The 17,059-nt window shown below is 69.8% G+C and carries 13 protein-coding genes; 7 read left to right on the forward strand and 6 right to left on the reverse strand.

Features of this window, described 5'->3' with window-relative positions; genetic code table 11:
- The first annotated feature begins 7 nt into the window (after window positions 1-7).
- Together D180_RS04425 and D180_RS04430 are read left to right on the forward strand one after the other, a co-directional pair.
- Window positions 8-1,240, forward strand: coding sequence for an ectonucleotide pyrophosphatase/phosphodiesterase (locus D180_RS04425; RefSeq protein WP_051064776.1), 1,233 nt, complete (start codon window positions 8-10; stop codon window positions 1,238-1,240).
- A gap of 224 nt (window positions 1,241-1,464) precedes the next feature.
- Window positions 1,465-2,898: a chloride channel protein gene (locus D180_RS04430; protein ID WP_017911842.1), complete on the forward strand. Its 1,434-nt coding sequence runs from the start codon at window positions 1,465-1,467 to the stop codon at window positions 2,896-2,898.
- A gap of 168 nt (window positions 2,899-3,066) precedes the next feature.
- Here D180_RS04430 and D180_RS04435 read toward each other — a convergent pair whose 3' ends face one another.
- Together D180_RS04435 and D180_RS04440 are read right to left on the reverse strand one after the other, a co-directional pair.
- Entirely contained in the window at window positions 3,067-3,252 is a 186-nt protein-coding gene (locus D180_RS04435) for a 30S ribosomal protein THX (protein WP_017911843.1), read from the reverse strand.
- Window positions 3,253-3,363: 111 nt separating this feature from the next.
- Window positions 3,364-3,777 carry a MerC domain-containing protein gene (locus D180_RS04440; protein ID WP_017907253.1) on the reverse strand — a complete coding sequence of 138 codons (414 nt, stop codon included), beginning with the start codon at window positions 3,775-3,777 and terminating at the stop codon, window positions 3,364-3,366.
- Window positions 3,778-3,932: 155 nt separating this feature from the next.
- Between D180_RS04440 and D180_RS04445 the strand changes: the two genes are divergently transcribed.
- Window positions 3,933-6,005: a TonB-dependent receptor gene (locus tag D180_RS04445; protein ID WP_017911844.1), complete on the forward strand. Its 2,073-nt coding sequence runs from the start codon at window positions 3,933-3,935 to the stop codon at window positions 6,003-6,005.
- Between the two features lie 55 nt (window positions 6,006-6,060).
- Here D180_RS04445 and D180_RS04450 read toward each other — a convergent pair whose 3' ends face one another.
- The gene (locus tag D180_RS04450) at window positions 6,061-6,393 is read right to left on the reverse strand and encodes an SMR family transporter (protein ID WP_017907256.1); all 333 of its coding nucleotides are present in this window, start codon (window positions 6,391-6,393) and stop codon (window positions 6,061-6,063) included.
- 454 nt (window positions 6,394-6,847) lie between these two features.
- On the opposite strand from D180_RS04450, the gene D180_RS04455 reads away from it, so the two are divergent.
- From D180_RS04455 to D180_RS04470, 4 genes are all read left to right on the forward strand, one after another.
- Window positions 6,848-9,238, forward strand: coding sequence for a TonB-dependent receptor (locus D180_RS04455; RefSeq protein ID WP_017911845.1), 2,391 nt, complete (start codon window positions 6,848-6,850; stop codon window positions 9,236-9,238).
- 342 nt (window positions 9,239-9,580) lie between these two features.
- Window positions 9,581-10,414, forward strand: a complete 834-nt coding sequence (locus D180_RS04460; protein ID WP_017911846.1) for a 2Fe-2S iron-sulfur cluster-binding protein — start codon at window positions 9,581-9,583, stop codon at window positions 10,412-10,414.
- Window positions 10,401-11,402, forward strand: coding sequence for a xanthine dehydrogenase family protein subunit M (locus tag D180_RS04465; RefSeq protein ID WP_017911847.1), 1,002 nt, complete (start codon window positions 10,401-10,403; stop codon window positions 11,400-11,402). Before D180_RS04460 ends, D180_RS04465 begins: the two co-directional genes overlap by 14 nt.
- Before the next feature lie 22 nt (window positions 11,403-11,424).
- Window positions 11,425-13,620: a xanthine dehydrogenase family protein molybdopterin-binding subunit gene (locus D180_RS04470; protein WP_017911848.1), complete on the forward strand. Its 2,196-nt coding sequence runs from the start codon at window positions 11,425-11,427 to the stop codon at window positions 13,618-13,620.
- Window positions 13,621-13,887: 267 nt separating this feature from the next.
- Here the strand turns inward: D180_RS04470 and D180_RS04475 are convergent, their stop codons facing one another.
- From D180_RS04475 to D180_RS04485, 3 genes are all read right to left on the reverse strand, one after another.
- Window positions 13,888-14,493, reverse strand: a complete 606-nt coding sequence (locus D180_RS04475; RefSeq protein ID WP_017911849.1) for a nucleotidyltransferase family protein — start codon at window positions 14,491-14,493, stop codon at window positions 13,888-13,890.
- The gene (locus tag D180_RS04480; protein ID WP_081616393.1) at window positions 14,493-15,545 is read right to left on the reverse strand and encodes an XdhC/CoxI family protein; all 1,053 of its coding nucleotides are present in this window, start codon (window positions 15,543-15,545) and stop codon (window positions 14,493-14,495) included. Before D180_RS04480 ends, D180_RS04475 begins: the two co-directional genes overlap by 1 nt.
- A gap of 239 nt (window positions 15,546-15,784) precedes the next feature.
- Window positions 15,785-16,933 (reverse strand): crosslink repair DNA glycosylase YcaQ family protein, encoded by a 1,149-nt coding sequence (locus tag D180_RS04485; RefSeq protein ID WP_017911851.1) that lies wholly within the window; start codon window positions 16,931-16,933, stop codon window positions 15,785-15,787.
- Between the last annotated feature and the right edge of the window lie 126 nt (window positions 16,934-17,059).

Genomic DNA, 17,059 nt, shown 5'->3' on the forward strand with positions numbered 1-17,059 from the left:
CGCCACCCTGCTGCTCGGTGCCTGCGCCTCCGCCCCCTCCACGTCGCCGCACGCGGCCGCCGCGGCCGCCGCACCCAGCGCCGCCGCAGCGGCGAGGCTGCCCACGCCGGTGCTGCTGATCTCGATCGACGGCCTGCGCGCGGACATGCTCGATCGCGGCATCACCCCGAACCTGAGCCGCATGGTCCACGACGGCGTGCGCGCGCAGTGGATGACGCCCTCCTATCCGTCGCTGACCTTCCCCAACCACTACACCATCGCCACCGGCCTGCGCCCGGACCATCACGGCATCGTCCACAACAGCATGCAGGATCCGCTGCTGGGCACGTTCCAGCTCAGCGATCGCGCCGCAGTCAGCGATGGCCGCTGGTGGGGCGGCGAGCCGATCTGGGTCGGCGTCGAGAAGGCCGGCCTGCACGCGGCGACGTGGGCCTGGCCGGGCAGCGAGGCGGCCATCCAGGGCGTGCGCCCCAGCCGCCGCCAGGCCTTCGACGCGGACATGCCGCCGAACGCGCGGGTCGACCAGGTGCTGGGCTGGCTCGACGATCCCAGCGCGCCGCGTCCGCAGCTGCTGACGCTGTACTTCGAACAGGTGGACGAAGCCGGCCACGAGCATGGCCCGGAGTCGCGCGAATACGCGCAGGCCGTCGCCAGGATCGATGCGGCGATCGGACATCTGCTCGACGGCTTGGCGCAGCGCGGCGAACTGGACCGGATCAACCTGGTGCTGGTCTCCGACCACGGCATGGCCGCGGTGCCGCCCAAGCAGGTGCTGGCGGTCGAGGAGATGGTCCCGCCGCAACAGGTCACGGTGATCAGCTACGGGCAATCGGTGGGCATCGTTCCGCGCCCGGGCCAGGAGGCAGCGGTCGAGGCGCGCCTGCTCGGCGCGCATCCGCAGTACGACTGCTGGCGCAAGGGCGAACTGCCGGCGCGCTGGCACTACGGCAGCAATCCGCGCATCCCGCCGATCGTGTGCCAGATGCACGAGGGCTGGGATGCGCTGCCGCGTGCGCGCATCGCCGAGAAGCCGCGCAGTCTGCGCGGCTCCCACGGCTACGACCCGGCACTGCCGTCGATGCGCGCGGTGTTCGTCGCCCGCGGCCCGGCGTTCCGCCAGGGCGTCACCCTGGCGCCGATCGACAACGTCGACGTCTACCCGCTGCTGACCCGCCTGCTCGGCATTCCCGCCGCCCCCAACGACGGCGATCCGCAGGCGCTGCTGCCGGCGCTGCGCTAGGGGGCCACCACTCCCCGAGCATGCTGCGCCACGATTGCGCGTGCCGGTGGCAAGCGTCCACGCCCGCGCGATGACGCGGCCACGGGCGCGCGCAAGCGCGGCCCTTCGGGTTGGGTCTGGCAGGCGCGCGGCATGCTCGGGAATGGGTGACACGCCCTGAGCGCCACGACAACGGTCGCGGCGCGGCCACGCCCGCCCATGGCAACGCGTGCGACAATGGCGGCATGCATTCGCCCGACTCCGCGCAACCGCCGCGCCTGCGCCATCGTCTGCGCCCGCTGATCTCGCAGGAGAGCTGGAAGCAGCGCGCCGTGCTGTGGGGCGGCGCGGTGGCGGTGGCCCTGGTCTCCATCGTCTTCGCCAAGGCCAGCGACGCCGCCTTCCACGTGTTCCAGCGCATCACCGCGCATTCGCCGTGGTGGGCGCTGCTGCTGACCCCGAGCGTGTTCGCCCTGCTGGCCTGGCTGACCAACGGCGCGCTGCGCCCCACCCGCGGCAGCGGCATCCCGCAGGTGATCGCCGCGCTGGAACGTCCCGACGACGGCTTCCGCCAGGCCAACCTGTCGCTGCGCGTGTCCGCGGGCAAGCTGATGCTGACCACCATGGCCCTGTTCGGCGGCGCCTCGATCGGCCGCGAAGGTCCCACCGTGCACGTCGGCGCCAGTCTGATGTACGTGTTCGGGCGCTGGTTCGGCTTTCGCGATGCGCGCCAGGCCAGTCACTTCCTGCTGGCCGGCGGCGCCGCCGGCATCGCCGCGGCGTTCAACACGCCGCTGGCCGGCGTGGTGTTCGCCATCGAGGAACTGAGCGGACGCTTCGAGCACCACTTCTCCGGCACCTTGCTGACCGCGGTGATCGTCGGCGGCGTGATTTCGCTGGGCCTGCTCGGCGACTACACCTACTTCGGCCGGGTCGCCACCGCCGGCCTGCCGCTGGGCAAGGCGTGGCTGGCGATCCTGCTGTGCGGCGTGGTCGCCGGCCTGCTCGGCGGCGCCTTCGCGCGCATGGTGCTGCTCACCGTCGCCGGCAAGCCGCGCTGGCTGGGCGAGCTGCGCCGGCGCCAGCCGGTGCTGCTGGCCGCGCTGTGCGGTCTGGCGCTGGTGCTGCTGGGCCTGATCTTCGGCGCCGGCGCGTTCGGCACCGGCTACGAGCAGGCGCGCAGCCTGGTGCAGGGGCACGCCAGCGTCGGCCACGAATTCGGCCTGATGAAACTGCTGGCGAACCTGGTGTCCTACGTCGCCGGCATCCCCGGCGGCCTGTTCTCGCCGGCCCTGGCGGTCGGCGCCGGGCTCGGCCACAACCTGGCCGTGCTGATGCCGGGCGTGGACCCGCGCATCTTCGTGCTGCTGGGCATGTGCGCCTATCTCACCGGCGTCACCCAGGCGCCGCTGACCTCGGCGGTGATCTCGCTGGAACTCACCGACAGCAGCGACATGCTGCTGCCGATCCTGGCGACGGTGCTGATCGCCCGCGGCGCTTCGGCGCTGGTCTGCCGCACGCCGATCTATCGCGGCCTGGCCGAGCTGTTGCTGGTGGCGCCGCCGCCGGCGCCCACGCCGCCTGCCGAAGAGGACGCGCCGACCTCGCTGGTCGAAGACCTGGCCGGCAGCGAGCACGACGACCACGGCGACGGCCCCAGCGCGCCGCGTCCGCACTGAGCGGCGGCGCGTGCCAGGCGCTGGTGCGATCGGAACGCGCGCCACTGCTGCCCGCTTCCGACGCAAGACCGCCGCCTGCCGCCTGGCAGCGACGGCCAAGGTAAAAACAGACAGACATAAAAAAACGCGGCGCAAGCGCCGCGTTCTTCGTCGCAACCAGCGGCTGGCTCAGCCGGCCTTGGCGACCGTCTTCTTGGCCACGGCCTTCTTCACCGCCGGCGCCTTGACCACCGACTTCTTCGCGGCCGGCGATGCAGCGCCCACGGCCACCTTGCTCACGCTGTGCGAGCGCGAATTGCCGTAGCTGGCGTTGTAGCGCTTGCCCTTGGCGGTCTTGCGGTCACCCTTACCCATGCTCATCGACTCCTGAATGTGTTTGCGAAAACCCCCGCGAGATGCACGGGGTTTGGCGAGGCCAACGCGGTCAGCGCCCTCGCGCAAGGGCGGCAAGCCTACCACGTGCGCTCAATGGGCGCAGCTTGCGTCGTGCACGTGGCCGTGGTTCAAGCGCAGGTTGAGCAGGTGCGCCAGGCCGACCAGGGTGCCGCCGAAGGTCATGATCGCCGCGTGCGGCGCCACCGCATGATGCAGCGCCGGCACCAGCAGCCCGGCCCATAGCGCCAGCAAGCCGAGGATGAGCAATCCCAGCGCCTGCCACACGCGGTGCCGGCGATACCCGAGCACCAGACTGAACAGGCCCAGGCAAGTCACGAACAGGACCAGGGTGCGCTCCACGCCCTCGCCCAGCCACATCGCCAGACCCAGCGACGGCAGCACCGCCAGCGCCAGCGGCAACACCGCGCAATGCACCGCGCACAGCAGCGAACCGGTGGCGCCAAGGCGGTCGAGCGCGGCGCGCAGATCGAACGATGAGGACATGACGGTCGGCACGGGTTGAAAGTGTTACGGAATAATATAACATTCGGCCGCCGGCGACCAGCGCGTCCCGTGCCCCTTCCCCGACCGTCCACCGCCGCTGTGCGGTGCCGGCAGCGCGCACGTCGCCCCCGACTGTCCCTCCTGATGGAATGCCCATGCCCTCTCCCCGTCCCGTCCTGCTCCGCCGTTCCGCCCTGTCCCTGGCCCTGCTTGGCCTGCTGAGCCCGTCGCTGGCCCTGGCCGCCGACCCGACCACCGCGACGACCGCGACCGACGCCACGCCGCCGGCCAGCGACAGCCGCCACGGCGCAGGCCACAGGCAGGACCGGCACGTGAAGGACATGGACCAGGTGGTGGTCACCGCCAGCCCGCTGCGCGATGCCGCCGGTGCGCTGAGCCAGCCGGTGGACGTGCTGGCCGGCGAGCGCCTGGACGAGAACCGCGGCGCCAGCATCGGCGAGACCGTGGCCAGCCTGCCGGGCGTGCAGAGCTCCAACTTCGGCCCCGGCGTGGGCCGGCCGATCATCCGCGGCCTCGACGGCCCGCGCGTGGCGGTGCTCAACGACGGCCTGTCCTCGCAGGACGTGTCCACGGTCAGCCAGGATCATTCGCCTGCCGTTGAGCCGTTCCTGGCCGACCAGATCGAAGTGCTGAAGGGCCCGTCCACCCTGCTGTACGGCTCCGGCGCCATCGGCGGCGTGGTCAACGTGGTCGACGGGCGCATCGCCGAGACCCCGGTCGACGGCGTGCACGGTCGTGCCGAAGCGCGCTGGGAAGGCGGCGACAAGAGCGGCAACACCGACATGTTCCGCGTCGATGCCGGCAACGGCAGCGGCCTGTCGATCCATGCCGACGGCGTGTACCGCAACCTGAAGGACTACGACACGCCGCAGGGCCCGCAGCTCAACTCGTTCGTCAAGTCCAAGGTCGGCTCGATCGGCAGTTCGCTGGCCGGCGACTGGGGCTTCGTCGGCGTGTCGATCTCGCGCTTCCGCGACAACTACGGCAACCCCGGCGAGCCCGGCGATCCGGCCGCCGGCGAGCGCGGCGTGTCGCTGCAGCTGCACCAGGACCGTTTCGAGCTCAAGGGTGCGCTGAACGACCCGTGGGGCGACGGCAGCGCACTGCGCTACAGCTTCGGCCATACCGCCTACACCCATACCGAGTTCGAAGGCGCGGAAGTGGGCACCAAGTTCGACAAGCGCGCCAACGAAGGCCGCGTCGAGGCCTCCTTCGGCCTGGGCGGCGGCTGGCAGACCGCGGTCGGCGTGCAGGGCAGCGACTCGACCTTCCAGGCCACCGGCGAAGAAGCCTTCGTGCCGAAGACCGACACCCGCGCCATCGGCGTGTTCGCGCTGGCGCGCAACACCTGGGACCGTGTGCAGGCCGAGGTCGGCGCGCGCGTGGACAGGACCAAGTACGAGACCGACACCGGCGTGGACCGCGATTTCACTCCGAAGAGCCTGTCGCTGAGCGGCGGTTTCCGCTTCAACGAACAGTGGCGCCTGACCGCCAACCTCGACCACGCCGAGCGCGCCCCGGCCGAAGAAGAACTGTTCGCCAACGGTCCGCACATCGCCACCCTCGCCTACGAGATCGGCAACCCCGACCTGAAGACCGAGAAAGCCAACCAGGCCGAACTGGGCCTGATCTTCAAGAACGACTGGGTCGACGCCAAGGTGGCCGGCTACTACAACCGCTACGACGACTTCATCTACATCGTCGACACCGGCGGCCAGTGGTTCCACGAGGAAGACAACGATTTCCTGCCGATCCGCCAGTGGACCCAGGCCGATGCGGTGTTCCATGGTTTCGAGGGCGAGGCCACCTTCCACCTGGCCAACAACGACAGCGGCGCCTGGGACCTGCGCGTGTTCGGCGACACCGTGCGCGCACGGCTAAAGGACGGCGGCAACCTGCCGCGCATCGCGCCGGCGCGCTACGGCGCGCAGCTGCGCTGGGACGCGAGCAACTGGCGCGCCGCGCTGGGCGCGACCCGCTACCAGAAGCAGGACAAGGTGGCGGTCAACGAGACCCCGACCGCCGGCTACACCCTGGTCGATGCGCATCTGGCCTATCACGTCGATGCCGGCAGCACCGCCTGGGAAGTGTTCCTGGACGGCAACAACCTGACCAATCAGGATGCGCGCGTGCATACCTCGTTCCTCAAGGACGACGTCATGCTGCCCGGCCGCAGCGCCTCGTTCGGCGTGCGCCTGTTCTTCTGATCGGGCAGGTTCGCTGCAGCGTGACGAGGCCGCCTTCGGGCGGCCTCTTTTTTTGCTAATGCGGGGCGCTGCGCGAGAACACGTTGATCACCACCACGCCGGCGACAATCAGCGCCATGCCGACGATCGCCGGCGGGTCCAGCGCCTGGTCGAACCGCCACCACGCCAGCAGCGAGATCAACACGATGCCGATGCCCGACCAGAGCGCATAGGCCACGCCGACCGGCACGCTGCGCAGGGTCAGCGACAGCAGGTAGAAGGCGATGCCATAGCCGCACAGCGCCAGCAGCGTCGGCCACAGCCGGGTGAAGCCTTCGCTGGCCTTCAGCGCCGAGGTCGCGACCACCTCGGCGAGGATGGCCACCAGCAGGAACAGCCAGTTCTTCATTGCAGGACACTCCTGGACGCGCAGCGCGCCACGATAGCAAGCGGCGCGTGGCGACGATGGCGACGGCCCTTGTCCCGGATGCACGCTGCGCACGAGCGGCGCGTTGCGCCCTTCTGGAAATCGACCGCGATCGGCATTCCGGGATCGTTTCTGGCACGGCTGCGTCTCTCCTGCGACGCCACGCCTGACCACACGCATGACCAACCGAAGCGATGCAGCCCTGCGCAGCGCACGCCATAGGTTGCGGTGCGATGTCGACCTGCCTGGGCAACCTGTCACGCAAACGCGGCCTGTACCGCGCTGCACAACGGTCCGATCGCCCGACGGCGTTACAAAGGGCGCCGCGCGTCGCCCCCTGCTTCGCGCCGTACCGGCCGATGCGACGCGGCCGCGCGCTGCACGCGCGTGCCGTGTCCCGGCCGATCGTTCCGAATGAAGAAAGGAGAGATTCTTCATGCATCTTGCGCCCCTTCGTCATCTGCTGCCCCTGTCCATCGCCGCCGTCCTGCTCGCGCCCCCCGCGCTGGCGCAGACCGCCGACGCCCCCGCCGCGCCGGCCACGCAACCCGACGCCACCACCCTGGATACCGTGGTCGTCAGCGGCACTGCGCGCTTCAGCGGCCTGCGCAAGCGCGACGCGAGCTTCTCGATCACCACCGCCACGCCCGAGCAGATCCAGCAGGCGGTGCCGCAGAGCAGCGCCGACCTGCTGAAGATCGTGCCGGGCGTGTGGGCCGAGCCTAGCGGCGGCGGCACCGGCGCCAACATCTTCGTGCGTGGCATGCCGTCGGAAGGCGATGCGCCGTTCGTCACCTTCCAGCTCGATGGCGCGCCGCTGTTCCCGCCGCCGACCCTGTCGTTCCTGGAAAACTCCACGCTGTTCCGCACCGACGACACCATCGAACGCATGGAGGTGCTGCGCGGCGGTTCCAGCCCGATCTTCTCCAACGGCCAGGCCGGCATCACCGTCAACTTCATCCAGAAGAAAGGCCAGGACGAGCCGGAAGGCAGCGTACGCCTCACCGGCGGCAGCGATGCACTGCGCCGCATCGATCTGTTCGACAGCGGGCCGATGGGCAACGGCTGGTACTACAGCGTCGGCGGCTTCTTCCGCGAGACCGACGGCGTGCGCGACCCGCAGTTCTCCGCCGACAAGGGCGGCCAGTTCAGCGCCACCCTGAGCAAGCGCTGGGACAGCGGCGAGCTGTCGTTCTATGCGCGCCATACCGACGACAACAACGCCTTCTACACCGCGATCCCGTTGCTGTCGCGCAACAACGGCAGCGACCTGTCCAGCTTTCCCGGCCTCGACGCGCAGCGCGGCACGCTGCTGAGCGACGACTTCCGCAACGTCACCCTGCCGGTCGGCCCCAACGGCCAGACCATCCGGCGCGACCTCGGCGACGGCCGCGGCGTCAACATCGACGTGTTCGGCGGCGAACTGAACTGGGAGGTGGGCGACTGGACCGTCGCCGACCGTTTCAACGTGATGGGCGGCACCGCACCGACCTATGCGCTGTTCACCGGCGACGCGCCGCAGCGGCTGGGCGACTTCATCGCCGGCTACGGCAGCACCGGCAGCGCGCGCTATACCAACGGCGGCGGCGCGGTCGACCCGAACCAGCAGGTGCTGGAAGCCGGCTGGTGGTCGGTGGACAAGCGCCTGAACTCCTTCACCAACGATCTGCGCCTGAGCCGCACGCTGTTCGCCGGCAACACGCTCACCGTGGGCAGCTACTACGCCAGGTACACCTCCAACGACACCTGGTACCTCGGCAACACCATGCTGCTGACCGCGCAGAACCATGCGCGGCGCATCGACGTGACCCTGGACGACGGCCGCCAGCCGACCCGCGACGGCTTCACCAGCACCGCCTTCCTGGCGCTGCGCGCGCATTACGAGGGCGAGAACGCCGCAGTGTTCGTCGCCGACGAATGGGAACTGGACGAGCGCCTGCGCCTGGACCTGGGCGTGCGCTACGAGCGCCAGCACGTCACCGGCACGGTGCACGACACCGCCACCGTGGACCTGGACGGCAACCCGGCCACGCTCTACGACAACGCCACCTCGATCTCGCTGCCGAGCGCGCGGCGCATCGACCAGGACGACAATGCGCTGTCGTGGACCGCCGGCCTGAACGTCAAGCTCGACGCGCACAACAGCGTGTTCGCGCGGGTCAATTCCGGGGTCAAGTTTCCCGGCTTCGACAATCTGCGCGACGGCCAGACCAAGGTGCAGGACATCCGGCAGTACGAACTGGGATTGAAGTCCGGCGCGGCCAACTACGACCTGTACCTCACCGCGTTCTACAACACCTTCAGGAATTCGCCGTTCCAGGCCTTCCTGGCCAACGGCAGCAACTTCACCACGGTCGGCGATTCGCGTGCCTACGGCCTGGAGGTGGAAGGCGCGATCCGCCCGTTCGGCGGCTTCGAACTGGCCGGGACGGGGGTGTGGCTGGACGCGAAGTACCGCAATTACCGCGAATACACCGGCAACCAGGTCATGCGCCAGCCCAAGCGCCAGTTCCGGCTGACGCCGAGCTACTACTGGATGCTGCCGTTCGGCGACCTGCGCGTGTTCGCGACCTATTCCTACATCGGCGAACGCTACGCCGACCTGGCCAACAGCCAGCGCCTGCCGTCCTACGACATGCTCGACGTCGGTGCCAGCCTGCACAGCGGCGAGCACTGGGAGTTCACCGTCAGCGGCAGCAACGTGACCGACACGCTGGGCCTGACAGAAGGCAATGTCCGCGTGCCCGGCGCGGCCACCGGCGGCGTGTTCATGGGCCGCCCGATCGCCGGCCGCCAGTATCAGGCATCGGTGGCGTATCGCTGGTAGCGCCTGCCGCATCGCAGACGCACGCGACGCCATCGCTGCACCGGCGTCGCGTGGCGCCGACCATGACAGGCGCAATCGCGCGCCTGTCGTGGCGGCGATGGCATCTGCAGGAGCGCATGCACGCGCATCCCGATCCAGTACGGCCACCCGTCCGTATCACTGCCTCGACACCCTCCCTTCGCGTTCTCTTCGCAATCCCTTCGCGGTACCGCCGCGATGCTGGCGGCCGGGTTCCGATGCGTGCCCGTACGCCGGCGTCGCGATGGCGCTGCTACCCAGGTCGACTCGCTCCCTGCTGCGCCCCGGCGCGCGCGGTGGCGGTCCCCCAGGCAGGAGAGACCGATGCAGCATGAGCCCCACCGTACCGATGACGCGTCCGGCGCCGCCGACAGCGCGCGCGACACCCCGCTGAGCGAGGACGAAGCCGCGCTCGCGCGCCGGCTCGGCATCAACGGCCTCTCGCGCCGCGAATTCCTCGCCCTGCTCTCGGCCGCCGGCCTCAGCAGCGCGGGCGGACAGATCCTCTTCAGCGAGGCCGCGTTCGCCGCCCCCGTCGCCAAGGCCGCGCCGCCGCAGAACGCCTTGCCCGTGTTCCTGGAGGTCAACGGTCAGCGCCACGCCCTGCAGCTGGATCCACGGACCACGCTGCTGGACGCGCTGCGCGAACATCTGGCACTGACCGGCACCAAGAAGGGCTGCGACCACGGCCAGTGCGGTGCCTGCACGGTGATCGTCGATGGCGAGCGCCGGCTGTCCTGCCTGACCCTGGCGGCACAGGCAGAAGACACGCAGATCACCACCATCGAGGGCCTGGCCGACGGCGAGCGACTGCATCCGATGCAGGCCGCGTTCGTGCAGCACGATGGGTTCCAGTGCGGCTACTGCACGCCTGGGCAGATCTGCTCGGCGGTGGCGCTGTTGAACGAGATCAGGCGCGGCGATGCCAGCCACGTCAGCGCCGACGTCAGCCGGCCGGTCACCGAACTCAGCGACGCCGAGGTGCGCGAGCGCATGAGCGGCAACATCTGCCGCTGCGGCGCCTACCCGAAGATCGTCGCCGCCATCCAGGACGTGCACAGCGGCGGCGCGCCACGGCCGCTGACCTGGCGCTATGTCGACCAGTCCGAACTGACCGCCCTGAAGATGGCGAAGGAGGTGGCCGATGACGCCGTTTAAGTACCAGCGCGCGACCTCGCCGGAGGACGCGGTGCGCCGTGTCGCCGCCAACCCGAACGCACGCTTCCTCGGCGGCGGCACCAACCTGCTCGACCTGATGAAGGAAGGGGTGACCGGTGCCGACGAGATCGTCGACCTGACCCGGCTCAAGGGCCTGGCCGAGATCGCCGAAACCGCCGACGGCGGCCTGCGCCTGGGCGCGCTCGCCAACAACACGCAGACCGCCAACCATCCGCTGGTGCGTCAACGCTATCCGTTGCTGAGCCAGGCGATCCTGGCCGGGGCCACGATGCAGTTGCGCAACATGGCCAGCAACGGCGGCAACCTGCTGCAGCGCACGCGCTGCGGCTACTTCTACGACACCGCCCTGCCCTGCAACAAGCGCGAACCCGGCAGCGGTTGCGGCGCGCGCGAGGGGCTCAACCGCACCCACGCGATCTTCGGCCACAGCGCGCACTGCGTGGCCGTGCATCCGTCGGACATGTGCGTAGCGCTGGCCGCACTGGATGCGACGGTGCAGGTGCGTACGCCGGCCGGCACCCAGCGCGAGATCCCGTTCGCCGAATTCCACCTGCTGCCCGAGGCGCGCGCCGATGTCGACAACCAGCTTGCGCACGGCGAACTGATCGAGTCGATCACGCTGCCGGCGCCGGAGTTCGCCGCGCACAGCCATTACCTGAAGGTGCGCGACCGGGCCAGCTACGCATTCGCACTGATCTCGGTGGCCGCGGCGCTGGCGCTGGAACCGGACGGGCGCATCCGCGACGCGCGCATCGCCATGGGCGGGGTGGCGCACAAACCCTGGCGCGCGCGCGCCGCCGAACGTGCGCTGGTCGGGCAGCATGTCGGCGAGACCGCCTTCGCTGCCGCCGCGCAGGCCGAGATGGCCGCGGCGCGGCCGCTGGCGCACAACGCCTACAAGATCCCGATGGGCACGCACGCGATGATCCGCGCCCTGCACCGCGCCAGCGGCAGCGACGCCGCGTGAGCGGCCAACCGGAGAACCGGCAATGAACTACATCGGCAAGGAAATGCGCCGCGTCGACGGCTACGCCAAGGTCACCGGCAAGGCGCGCTATGCGGCGGAGTTCCAGATCCCGCATCTGGTCCACGGCTACATCCTCACCAGCACCATCGCCAAGGGCCACATCGTGCGCATCGACACCCGCGCCGCCGAAGCCGCGCCGGGCGTGATCAAGGTGCTGACCCACCTCAATGCGATCAAGCCGGTCTCCGACGCGGTCAAGAAGAAAGGCGAGGATCTGTCGTTCCGTGCCCTGGTCGACGACCGCATCCATTTCAATGCGCAGCCGATCGCCGTGGTGGTCGCCAGCACCTTCGAGCAGGCGCGGCACGCGTCGCGACTGATCCAGGTGGACTACGCCACAGAAACCGCACACACCGATTTCGACGCACTGCTCGATCAGGCGCACGATCCGACCCCGGAAGACTCGCCGAAGCCGCGCGGCAACCCGGCCGCCGCGTTCGCCGCCGCGCCGGTGAAGCTCGAGGCCGCGTACACGATGCCGGTCGAGCACCACAATCCGATGGAGCCGCACGGCGGCATCGGCTACTGGATCGGCGACACCCTGACCGTGGTCAACAAGAGCCAGAACGTCTACCAGGACCGCGAACAGCTGGCCGGCTACTTCGGCATTCCGGTGGACAAGGTCAATGTGGTCTCGTTGTTCGTCGGCGGCGCGTTCGGCTCCTGCCTGCGCCCCAACTACTACACCTTCCTGCTCGGCGCGGTCTCCAAGGCGGTGGGTCTACCGGTGAAGATCGTCTATACGCGGCGGCAGATGTTCAGCGGCCATGGCTACCGCCCCTACTACCGCGTGGAACTGGGCCTGGGCGCCGACGCCGCCGGCACGCTGCAGGCGATCCGCTACCGGCACGTGCTCAACACCTCGCGCATCGAGGCGTTCAACGAGGCCTTCTTCCGCAACGCGCGCTCGCTGTACGCCTGCCCCAACGTGGAGGATCGCTTCGAGGTGGTGGAGACCGACCTGCCGACGCCGCAGGCGATGCGCGCGCCCGGCACCATCAGCCAGATGTTTGGCATCGAGTGCGCGATGGACGAACTGGCCTATGCGCTGAAGATGGACCCGCTGGAACTGCGCCTGGCCAACTATGCCGAGACCGACCCGGAGAGCGGCAAGCCGTTTTCGAGCAAGGCGCTGCGGGAGTGCTACGCGCTCGCCGCCGAGACCTTCGGCTGGAGCAAGCGCACGCCCGAGCCGCGCTCCATGCGCGACGGGCGCCTGCTGGTCGGCTGGGGCATGGCCACCGGCACCTGGGCGTCGATGCAGATGCCGGCGCTGGCACGGGTGGTACTGAAGGCCGACGGCAGCGCTCGCGTCGGCAGTGCCACCTCCGACATCGGCCCCGGCACCTACACGGTGATGACCCTGATCGCCGCCGAGTATCTGGGCATCGACGCCAAGCGCGTGCAGTTCGAACTGGGCGACACGCGCCTGCCGAAGGCGCCGGCGCAGGGCGGCTCGTGGACCACCGCCAGCGTCGGCAGCGCGATCCATGGCGCGGCGCGCGAGATCCGCGGCAAGCTGCTGGAACTGGCCAGGCAGGATGGGCAGGCCGCATTCAGCGGGCTGGACATGGATGCGGTGGAACTGGTCGATGGCCAGCTGCGTCCGACCGGCAAGCCCGAGGCCGGCCTGGAGGTCGCCAAGCTGATGCGCCAGCACGGCCTGCAGGAGCTGGAAGTGGTGCACGAATCCAAACCCTCGGCCGAACGCAAGCAGTACGCCACCGCCGCACACGGCGCGCAGTTCATCGAGGTCAAGGTCGATCCGGACACCGGCATGGTGCAGGTGACGCGGGTCATCGAAGCCACCGCCTGCGGCAAGATCATGAATCCGCTGACCTCGCACAGCCAGGAAATCGGCGGCGTGGTGATGGGCATCGGCATGGCGCTCAGCGAAGGCACCGAGATCGACCATCGCTACGGGCGCATGCTCAACGCCTCGCTGGCCGATTATCACGTGCCGGTCAACGCCGACGTGCACGAGATCCAGACCATGTTCGTCGAAGAGGACGACACCATCGTCAACCCGCTCGGGGTCAAGGGCATGGGCGAACTGGGCATGGTCGGTATTCCCGCTGCCATCGCCAACGCGGTATTCCACGCCACCGGCAAGCGCATCCGCGACCTGCCGATCACCCCGGACAAGTTGATCGGCTGAGCACGAGCGCCGCTTGCTGCGCCGTTCGCCCTATCCCTCGTGGGAGCGGCTTCAGCCGCGACAGACGTCACCCATGGCGCCTGTCGCGGCTGAAGCCGCTCCTGCGACATCGCTTCCGTAGTCATCAGAGGTGGCATTCCGTTGCAAAGAGCAAAGTAGGACGCCATCCAACGTCGACCGTTGTCTGACGGAAGCCTTCGCTGCATCTATCGCATCCCGCAGCAAGTCCTGCAGGAACCATCGCTACGTCGCGCCCTGCGGCGACCGCTACGGATCCAGCCACCCTTTCGCCACCGCCGCCTGTACATCCTTCGGCGTGTCCAGGTCCAGCGCCAACGCCGGCGCGACGATGCAACCGAGGCTATCCGGTGCCAGCGTCGCGAACAGCGTGCGCAAGCCCTGGTCGCCGCCCAATGGCAGCGAGCGCCAGCGCTGCTGCGCCACCACCGCGGGCATGCCACGCACGCCGGCGTAGGCGCTCACCGCGCAACCGGACACCGCCCGTGAGGCCGCCGCCAGCAGATCCTGCAGATGCGCCGCGGCCAACGCCGGCTGGTCGCAACCGAGCACCAGGCTGTGGGTGATCGCGGCATCGTCGCCTACCGCCGCACGCAGGCAGCCCAGGCTGCCGCCCATGCCGGTGGACCAGTCCGGATTGCGCACGCATTCCACCGGCAATCCCTCCAGCAGCGGGCGCAGCGCCTCGGCCTGCGCACCCAGCACCACCACGCAACGCGCCGGCGCCGTGGACAGCGCCAGGCGCACGACCTTGCGCAGCAGCGGCTCGCCGTCGCTGGTCAGCGTCTGCTTGGGACGGCCGAGGCGGCGGCTGCCACCCGCGGCCAGGATCAGCGCCGCGTGCGCCTGCGTCATCACCTTGCACCTTCGGCCAGCAATCGCGGCGCTGCCGTCAGCGCATCGCGGTGCGATCGCCGCGGCCTGTCGCTCGCCTGCGCGACCGCACTCAGCCGCGGCGGCTTCGCCCGGCTGGCCTGCAACTGCGCGGCGATGCTCAGCGCGATCGCTTCCGCGCCATTGCCTCCCAGGCGCAGCCCGATCGGCGAATGCAGGCGCGGCGACAACTGCGCGCGTTGCGTCGGACTCAGCAAACGGAACAGGTCCTCGCGCCGCCGCACCGGTCCCAGCAGGCCGAGGAACGGGATCGCGCTGCCGGCCAGCGCGTCCAGCGCTTCGCGATCCAGTTCGAAATTGTGGTGCATCACCAGTGCCGCATCGCTGCCGTCACAGTCGGCCAGGGCGCGGGTCGGCGTGCATGCCAGGGCGCGGTCGGCCAGCGCCGCCAATGCAGACCAGCGCGGCCGCTGCTCGACCAGGGTCGTCATCCAGCCCAATTGACGCAGCAGCGGCAGCAACACGATGGTTTCCGGGCCGGCACCGAAGACGCTGACCCTCGGCGGCGGCGGCACCTGCACTTCGCCGACGCGCGGCGGCGCCGCAGACAGCGTGTGCCAAGGCAGGCACCACCGCAACGCCTGCTCGGCCACGCTGGCGGCGATGCGACCGTCGGCCTCCAGCGCCAGGGTCAATCCACCGCGCCCCTGCAGCCAGGCCTGGGCCAGCCCGTCGAAGCCCGGCAAGGCGAGCAGCGGCAGCAAGGCCAGGTGCAGGCGGCCCCGGCAACCGGCGGACGAACCCGACAGCAGGTCTTCGTCCTCGCGCGTATCGATCTCCATCCACACCGGCATGCCGGCGACGGCGGCCTCCGCGGCGCAGCGCGCGATCTCCGGCTCCAGGCAACCGCCGCTGAGCCAACCCTGCTGCGTACCATCGGGACCGAACAAGGCCATCGCCCCGGCATGCGCGTAGGTGGAGCCTTCGCGGGCCATCGCCACGGCCAGGACCGCGGGCGTGCCGCGGCGGCAGGCGTCGATTGCAGCATGGAGACAGTGTCGGGCAGCGGACATGCGGCGGCACAGGCAACGTGGGAAACCCGAGCCTAAGCGGCGGCCTGTGGTCGCGAGGTGACCCTGGCCGCCGTGCGTGGGCGTCGGTTCGCGGCAACAGCGGTACGTTTGGGCGGCAACCGACGTAGGTATGCGATCGTAAATTCGCGGCATCCTGCCGAAGTCCGGCGCTGCGCCGCGGATGCCCTCGGCGCGAGTTGCACCGCCGCAAGCCATACCCCTGCGGCGGCAGCACCCGGCTACAGCAGATGGAAGCGTTCGAACCGCTGCAGCGCCGCGTCGATCCTCGCCTGCAGCGCCGGTCGCCGCGGCACCAGCCAGGTCCATTGCTGGATCAGCAGGCGGCCGGCGCGACGGTCCATCTTCAGGTCGAGCGCGGCGACGATACGGTCGCCGACCAGCACCGGCAACGCGAAGTAGCCCAGCACCCGTTGCGGCGCCGGCACGTAGGCCTCGAAGCGATGGAGGTAGCCGAAGAACTGCTGCAACCGTTTGCGCTGGATCACCAGCGGATCGAATGGCGACAGCAACTGCGCCCGCGTCGGATCCGGTGGCGGCGGCGTACTGTCCAGCAGCTCAGGCTCGGCCCACAGGGCCACGCCTTCCTGGCCCTGCAGATGCACCGGGATCAGGCGCTTGCGCGCCACTTCCGCGGCGATCAACGCTCGCACCGCCGGTTTGGCGGCGGTCTCGCCATAACAGACCGAGTCCACGCCGACGATGCCCTGCGCGCGCAACGCTCGCTGCAGCAGGTAACGCGCATATTGCGCGTCGCTGACCGGACGCGGCCGCTGCCGCCAGCCGAAATGCCGCGTGGCCAATTCGTACGTCTTGAGCATGCCGCTGCGCTGGCTGACCACCAGGTCGCCGCTGAAGAAACCGTACTGCAACGCGGCCCGCGACGGCTTGCGGCTGCCCCACGGATGGGTCTTCTCGACCAGCACCTCGTCGTCGATGTCGCGGATCGACAACGGCCCCTCGCTGCGGATGCGCCGCAACAGCCGCGCATAGTCCTGCGCATCCACCGTGCCCCTGGCGTCGGCCTGTGCACGTCGGCGCGCCATCTGCGCCACGTACATGCGGTAGTCGGCGACCGGCACGTAGGCCAAGGCATGGGTCCAGTACTCGAACAGCGACCTGTCCTGCGACTGCGCCTGTTCCAGATCCCGTTCGCGGTACTCGGGAATGCGCGTGTACAGCACGTGGTGGTGGCTGCGCGCGATCACGTGGATGGTATCGATCTGCACATAGCCCAGGTGCGCGGTGGCCTGCCGCACGGCCTCGGCGCCGCTGCCGAACGGTGCCGGCGTGGTCAGGCGCTGCGCATGCAGCCACAGCGCGCGCGCCCGGTCGGGCGCGAGCGGGACGGAAGCGACGGGAGTGCGCATCGGAACGACCTTCCTGGCAATGCGGTAGCGCCCATGAGGATAGCAACCCGGATTGCGCAATGCGGACCGCGCTGCATCCGTCGCGGTGCGTTTCGTCGGCACCTGCCGCACTTCGCCCGCCGCGGC

Origin of the sequence: Xanthomonas sp. SHU 166 (genome assembly GCF_000364685.1) — a bacterium.
GTDB lineage: Bacteria > Pseudomonadota > Gammaproteobacteria > Xanthomonadales > Xanthomonadaceae > Xanthomonas_A > Xanthomonas_A sontii.